This is a genomic window from Vibrio sp. 10N.286.49.C3 (assembly GCF_041469545.1).
In the GTDB taxonomy this organism is placed as follows: domain Bacteria; phylum Pseudomonadota; class Gammaproteobacteria; order Enterobacterales; family Vibrionaceae; genus Vibrio; species Vibrio tasmaniensis_A.
The window spans coordinates 1-6719 of record NZ_JBFRKT010000093.1 but is presented as its reverse complement, the minus strand read 5'-3'; the positions used below and the strand labels follow the sequence as shown (position 1 = coordinate 6719).

Below are 6719 nucleotides of genomic sequence, written 5' to 3'. Positions count from 1 at the left end.
TTCAAATTTTTCTTTAGACATGGGGTGTCCCTCTAGGTACGGATTAGGTGGCTTAAAATAAGACCACGCAACCAAAAAAAATGGTTTTCTTTATTAAAGGAGAAGAAGCTTTTGACTGGTGCTAATACCCAGAGTCGAACTGGGGACCTCACCCTTACCAAGGGTGCGCTCTACCGACTGAGCTATATCAGCACACAAAATGAGTTGGAGCGTGCAGCGGGAATCGAACCCGCATCATCAGCTTGGAAGGCTGAGGTAATAGCCATTATACGATGCACGCAACACGTAACTCTGTTTGAGCTATTTAACCTTTAGAATATGGTGGAGGGAGACGGATTCGAACCATCGAAGGCAGTGCCGGCAGATTTACAGTCTGCTCCCTTTGGCCACTCGGGAACCCCTCCAAATTTTGAGCTTTCTCTCGCTTACCTTAAAGAAAGGGAGAAAGTGGTGCCGACTACCGGAATCGAACTGGTGACCTACTGATTACAAGTCAGTTGCTCTACCTACTGAGCTAAGTCGGCACAAGTGGGGCGCATTTTATTGAATGATTTTCCACCTTGCAATAGTAAATTGAAAAAAAGTGAAAAATTCTCCTATCAAATTCCTATATACGGCTATTTAGCTCAAGGTTTCTGCCTTTAACCCACATCTAGTACAGGAAGATATTTTATTTATCTATCGCTTGATGTATTTTCCATGCACTTGTTTTGTTATCCACTATAGAGTTTATATGAGCCCATTTATGTCATTTGACCGCGAACGTTGGTCTGAGCTAAGGAATTTAGTTCCGATGACACTTTCTGAGAGCGACTTAAAAGAGCTTCAAGGCATCAATGAAAAGCTCACAATGGAGGAAGCCGTTGAGATCTACCTGCCGCTCTCTCGCCTATTAAATCTCTATGTGGCAGCCAGACAGAATAGAAACTCAGTACTCCATCAATTCCTGGATAAAAACGAGAAAGCACCACCTTTTATCATCGGTATTGCTGGAAGTGTCGCTGTGGGCAAAAGTACAACTGCACGACTGCTTAAAGCCCTACTTTCTCGCTGGGAGAACCACCCAAAAGTTGAGCTAGTCACAACCGATGGCTTCTTATACCCAAATGAGGTGTTAGAAGAAAAAGGATTGATGAGTAAAAAGGGCTTTCCGGAGTCTTACGATATTAAGCGTTTAGTGAACTTTGTTTCGGATGTAAAAGCATGCAAGAGAAATGTCACGGCTCCCGTGTACTCACATCTTACGTACAACATTACTGATGACGTTAAGTGTGTCGACCTACCAGATGTGCTTATTATTGAAGGACTTAATGTCTTGCAAACAGGCATGAACGATCCACACGAGCCACATCGCGTGTTTATTTCAGACTTCCTTGATTTCTCTCTCTATGTTGACGCTGATAGCCAACAAATCAAAGAGTGGTACGTCAATCGCTTTATGAAATTCCGCGATGGTGCGTTTACCAAACCTGGCTCTTACTTTAGTCATTACACAAAATTATCGAACCAAGCGGCACTGGATAAAGCGGAAGGTATCTGGAGTTCAATTAATGGCTTGAACCTAGAACAAAATATCCTTCCTACACGAGAAAGGGCTCACTTGATTCTACGTAAAGGCGCAGATCATATGGTTGAAGAAGTATTACTAAGAAAATAGTAACACCTTAATCGCCTTTTCTTAGCGATATCTCTCCGCCGATATAGCTCTCGATACCATTCTCAGTTTTGAGTAATACAGCACCTTGTTCATCGATGCCTTGAACAACACCTTCAATTTCTCTAGGTCCAATGATCAACCTAACATTGCGACCTAAGAAATTATCAAAGCGATTCCAACGCTCTACAAAATTCGACATCCCTTTCAACTCATAATCAACAAGAGACTTGTCCCAAGCATTGATCAGAGCCTGTGCTAACTGGTTACGGTCGGGCACTTTTCCATCACAGACCTCTTTGAGAGACGTCCACGGTTGACCAATACCTGATGTTGTCGGGTCCATGGACAGATTTAGTCCCAAACCAATAACAATATGAGCAGCGCCACCAGACTGTCCTGACAACTCGACTAAAATACCCGCGAGTTTCTTGTCATTATGGTAAAGATCATTCGGCCACTTCAGTTTAACGCCTTCAACACCCATCTCTTCCAAGGCTTCAACAACAGCAACGCCAACAACAAGGCTTAACCCCATAGCGGCAGCCATGCCTGCATCGAGCCTCCAATACATTGAAAGGTAAAGATTTGCACCAAATGGCGATACCCACTCTCTTCCACGACGTCCACGACCTGCAGCTTGATATTCAGCAATACAGACCGACCCCGATTCGAGGGTATTAGTACGCTCTAATAGGTGTTGGTTTGTTGAACCTATGATTGGAATGAGTTCAAGAGAAGCATCACGACTCACAGCAGATAATTTTTCTTGGTCAAGCATATCTAAACGACTGGCTAGCTTGTAGCCCTTGCCTTGTACTCGATAGATGTCTAACCCCCACTCTTGGATACCTTTAATGTGCTTACTGATAGCCGCTCGTGATACACCGATCATTTCACCTAAGTCTTCACCAGAATTAAACTCACCATCGGCAAGACATCTCAATAGTGCAAGCTTGGTATTGTGCTCTCTCATGCCAATGACTCCAAAGCCTTGTCTAGATTTGTCTCGCAGTCTCGTCCCATAAAACGCACTTCATGTTCTAATCGAATATCGAATTTATTCAAGACAGACTGACGCACTCGCTCTGCAAGCTTAAGGATATCCACAGCAGAAGCCTTATCATAATTGATGATAACTAATGCTTGGTTTGGGTGAACTTGAGCACCGCCTTCTGTCACACCTTTGAACTGGCATTGATCAATCAGCCAGCCTGCAGCGACTTTGATCATGTCATTGCTCTCATAGCCGACAATGTTTGGGTATAGAGCGAACAAGCGATCAAAATGATCTTTGGTGATCACAGGGTTTTTGAAGAAGCTGCCCGCATTGCCTTGGACTCTAGGGTCTGGCAACTTACTTGAACGGATAGCGCATACTTCATCAAATATAGTACGAGGAGAGAGCGTATCGGCTGCTAGGCTTTTTAACGGGCCATAGTGATTGCATGGCTCCCATTCTTTCGGCAACGATAAACCAATCGCAACAACAATCGCTTTATCGTAGAGAGCGTGCTTGAAAATAGAATCTCGGTAACCAAAGAGACACTCTTCTTTGCTTAATCGCTTAACCGTATAAGTATCCAGACACAGGATATCGACATACTCGCATACGTCTTGTAGCTCAACACCATACGCACCAATATTTTGAATCGGAGCCGAACCTGAACAGCCAGGTATCATTGCTAGGTTTTCTAGACCACCGAGCCCTTGATCCACACTCCATTCAACTAAGTTTGGCCAATCTTCCCCCCCACTAACATGCAGTAGGTGATGGCTGTCCGTCTCGGTCAACTCAATCCCGGATAATTTATTCACTATGACCAGGCCAGTGAAGTGCTCAGTAAAAAGCATATTACTGCCCTTACCCAGTATCAACTTAGGTAAATCTGACCATTTAGGGGCTCTGTAAACGGAAATTAATTCTTCGATAGTGGTGACTTCAACCAACGCATCACACGTCTGATCTATGGAAAAAGTATGAACATTTTTTAAACTAGCATTGAGATGGAATTGCATGGCGATATTCAATTAACTTACACTGCAGTCATTCTACAGCAGATAAACCAATGGCGCAGTGACTGAATGAACAATGTCATCATTACCCAATTAGACCCAGTAAAGGTTCCCCTAGTTAAACGTTTCTATAAAGAACATTACCCAACGGGAAAAGCGAATAAAAGTGAACTGATCTATTCGTTATTACTGGATAACGAGCTGTGCGGTATCGTGCGCTTTCGTACAATAGAGAATAATCGCTTACTTACTGGAATGGCGATATCAAAACAACATCGCGGTAAGCAATTAGGCTCCCAACTTATGGACTATTGTGCGCAACATACACTTACGGAAGACGATTACTGCTTTGCGTACGCTCATCTCACCAATTTTTACGCGCGGCACCTATTCATACAAATAGACCCTAAAGATCTGCCAAATGGTTTAAGAGTTTTATACGAGCGCTACTCGAATAGCGGAAAAGATCTCATTCCTATGCATTATCAGCAAAATTGTTAGAGAATGCCTCGATTATCTAGTATTTGATGCTATCCCTTTGGTAAAATTAAAGGTTCGCAATTTTGCATATTTTTAAGGTAAAACAGTCAATATGATTGCCAGTAGGAATCCATTCATACAGTTGCCAACCATAGCGCAGAATCCTGACAAGTTTGAAGTACTACTATCAGCGCAAGAGTTTCGAACTCGTCTACTTGATGAGATATCTCGCGCAACGACTCGTATTAGTTTAGTCGCTTTGTATCTTGAAGATGATGAGGCTGGCCGTGAAATCCTAACTGCCTTATATGAAGCAAAACAAAAGAATCCAGAATTAGACGTGAGCGTTTGTGTCGATTGGCACCGAGCGCAGCGCGGATTGATTGGCGCAGAGTCTTCTGAAGGCAATGCTGCAATGTATAAAGAGTTTGCAGAAAAATATCAGCACTCTGTACCCGTCTATGGCATTCCAGTTCGCGGCAAAGAAGTCTTTGGCGTATTGCATTTAAAAGGCTTTATCGTCGATGACAGCGTGATATACAGCGGTGCAAGCCTTAACAATATCTACCTGAATTACCATGACCGCTATCGCTTTGATCGTTACCATGTTTTAAACAACGCAGCGCTTGCTGATTCAATGTTTACCTACGTACACGAACAGATGGTTGCGGACAGCGCTGTTTATGACCTGGCTGATAAGAACAAGCCTTCGACCAAAGAACTGAAACCAGCGATTCGTCAGTTTCGTGCATCATTAGCAAGGTCTCAGTATCAATTCGATGCTCAAGAGGTTTCAGCAGACCAAGTTGCTGTAACACCATTAGTTGGTATCGGTAAAAGACGTAACCGTCTGAATCAGGGAATCAATCAACTCGTAGCTCAAGCTAAAGATGAAATCTTTATCTGCACACCTTACTTCAACTTCCCACCTAGCCTAGCTAAAGAAGTGAAGAAAGCGCTTAAGCGTGGCGTAAAGGTCAGCATTGTTGTTGGCGATAAGACAGCGAATGATTTCTTTATCTCGCCAGAAGAAGAGTTTAAAACGATTGGTGGTCTGCCATACCTTTACGAATTGAACTTACGTCGTTTCGCTAAAGCGAATGAGGCTCATATTGCTAGCCGTAATCTATCAATTCGACTTTGGCAACACGATTCTAATAGCTTCCACCTAAAGGGTATTTGGGTAGATAAGCGCTACATGCTACTAACAGGTAATAACCTAAACCCTCGCGCATGGAAGTTGGATCTAGAGAACGGCATCTTTATCCAAGATAACTACCATCACCTAACAGACAAGTTTCAGGCTGAAGTGGATAATATCCTTCAACACACTCAGCTTATCTGTACTTATAAGCAGTTAGATAAGGTAGAGAGCTACCCGTTGGAAGTTCAGAAGTTGATTCGTAAGATCACTCGTGTGAAAGCCGATAGAGTACTTAAGCAAATACTGTAGTCGATGGATTAGAAATACTATTTATCAACGCCTAGCAAACGCTAGGCGTTTTTGTATCTACGATATAAATGACTAAATCGTGAAAATCGTTGATAAGTACTACCACCCGAATTCTATCTATTATCTCCTCGAACACATGGCCTTATCTTGGAGAACTTCTCGATCCAAACACCGAAAAAATCACAGAAAATCCAAGATGATTTTAAAAAATCAAAATAGAAACGATCCCGACAATATTGGGCTGTAGAGTGTTGATGCCTGGTTTCAAGAGGAAGCTAGGTTTGGTCAACAGAACACAACTACACGTCTTTGGGGACTCGTGGAACCAGGCCTCGTGTGGTAAAAAACAGCAATTTGAATACGGCTATTTGTTTGGTTCGGTATGCCCCAAAACAAGAATTGGTGAAGCCATAGTAGCTCCTTGGGGCACAAGGGCATAAAGACAAACCACTTAGAGCAGATATCTAAGGCCAGTGAAAAAGGACATCATGCAGTCTTTATTATGGATGGATCTGGCTGGCATACCGATGATATTGCGAGAGAGTTTAATAATTTCGGCACTATTAAGCTTCCTCCCTACTCGTCAGAGCTCAACCCTATAGAGTAAGTTTGGAGTTGGTTGCAACAACATTATCTAGCGAATCAAAGTTTCACTGATTATAACGACATTGTTTCCAAGGTTTGTCGCGCTTGGAATGGATTTCTTGAGTGCAAAGATCGTGTCACAAAAATGAGTAGAAGGGATTGGATAAACCTGATTAGTTAATTTTCCGGATTGGTATAACAGTAAAACACTTTTTTCAAATGTAAAAAAGCCCTGCTATTTCTAGCAGGGCTTCTCTAATAAGTGGCGGAGTGGACGGGACTCGAACCCGCGACCCCCGGCGTGACAGGCCGGTATTCTAACCAACTGAACTACCACTCCGCAGTGGTCAACTCACTAAGTGAGCGTCCATATCTCCAGGTTGGTCAACCTAAAGATTTGATTTAAAGCCTGGCGATGTCCTACTCTCACATGGGGAAGCCCCACACTACCATCGGCGCTATTGTGTTTCACTTCTGAGTTCGGCATGGAATCAGGTGGGTCCACAATGCTATGGTCGCCAAGCAAATTTT

At 43.1% G+C, this 6719-nt stretch carries 6 protein-coding genes, 5 tRNA genes and 1 rRNA gene; 4 read left to right on the top strand and 8 right to left on the bottom strand.

Going from position 1 to position 6719, the window contains the following annotated elements; translation table 11 throughout:
- Positions 1 to 116 precede the first annotated feature (116 nt).
- The 4 genes from AB4180_RS22500 to AB4180_RS22485 form a co-directional block, all read right to left on the bottom strand.
- A tRNA-Thr gene (locus AB4180_RS22500) sits at positions 117 to 192 on the bottom strand.
- Between the two features lie 13 nt (positions 193 to 205).
- Positions 206 to 280: transfer RNA gene (locus AB4180_RS22495), tRNA-Gly, on the bottom strand.
- A gap of 39 nt (positions 281 to 319) precedes the next feature.
- Positions 320 to 404 (bottom strand) — tRNA-Tyr (locus AB4180_RS22490).
- Between the two features lie 44 nt (positions 405 to 448).
- Positions 449 to 524: transfer RNA gene (locus AB4180_RS22485), tRNA-Thr, on the bottom strand.
- Positions 525 to 733: 209 nt separating this feature from the next.
- Between AB4180_RS22485 and coaA the strand changes: the two genes are divergently transcribed.
- Positions 734 to 1657, top strand: a complete 924-nt coding sequence (coaA, locus tag AB4180_RS22480; protein ID WP_009844725.1) for a type I pantothenate kinase — start codon at positions 734 to 736, stop codon at positions 1655 to 1657.
- A gap of 7 nt (positions 1658 to 1664) precedes the next feature.
- Here coaA and birA read toward each other — a convergent pair whose 3' ends face one another.
- Together birA and murB are read right to left on the bottom strand one after the other, a co-directional pair.
- Positions 1665 to 2630, bottom strand: coding sequence for a bifunctional biotin--[acetyl-CoA-carboxylase] ligase/biotin operon repressor BirA (gene birA / locus AB4180_RS22475; RefSeq protein WP_102249930.1), 966 nt, complete (start codon positions 2628 to 2630; stop codon positions 1665 to 1667).
- Positions 2627 to 3673, bottom strand: a complete 1047-nt coding sequence (gene murB, locus AB4180_RS22470; protein ID WP_102249929.1) for a UDP-N-acetylmuramate dehydrogenase — start codon at positions 3671 to 3673, stop codon at positions 2627 to 2629. Before murB ends, birA begins: the two co-directional genes overlap by 4 nt.
- A gap of 66 nt (positions 3674 to 3739) precedes the next feature.
- Between murB and AB4180_RS22465 the strand changes: the two genes are divergently transcribed.
- The 3 genes from AB4180_RS22465 (at position 3740) to AB4180_RS22455 (ending at position 6210) form a co-directional block, all read left to right on the top strand.
- Complete coding sequence (locus AB4180_RS22465) at positions 3740 to 4171, top strand: GNAT family N-acetyltransferase (RefSeq protein ID WP_065679895.1); 432 nt, start codon at positions 3740 to 3742, stop codon at positions 4169 to 4171.
- Positions 4172 to 4262: 91 nt separating this feature from the next.
- Complete coding sequence (gene pssA / locus AB4180_RS22460; RefSeq protein WP_009844721.1) at positions 4263 to 5603, top strand: CDP-diacylglycerol--serine O-phosphatidyltransferase; 1341 nt, start codon at positions 4263 to 4265, stop codon at positions 5601 to 5603.
- A 421-nt stretch (positions 5604 to 6024) separates the two neighbouring features.
- Positions 6025 to 6210, top strand: coding sequence for a transposase (locus AB4180_RS22455; protein WP_102249928.1), 186 nt, complete (start codon positions 6025 to 6027; stop codon positions 6208 to 6210).
- A 241-nt stretch (positions 6211 to 6451) separates the two neighbouring features.
- Here the strand turns inward: AB4180_RS22455 and AB4180_RS22450 are convergent.
- Both AB4180_RS22450 and rrf read right to left on the bottom strand, forming a co-directional pair.
- Positions 6452 to 6528 (bottom strand) — tRNA-Asp (locus tag AB4180_RS22450).
- Positions 6529 to 6595: 67 nt separating this feature from the next.
- Positions 6596 to 6711 (bottom strand): 5S ribosomal RNA (rrf, locus tag AB4180_RS22445).
- Positions 6712 to 6719 lie beyond the last annotated feature (8 nt).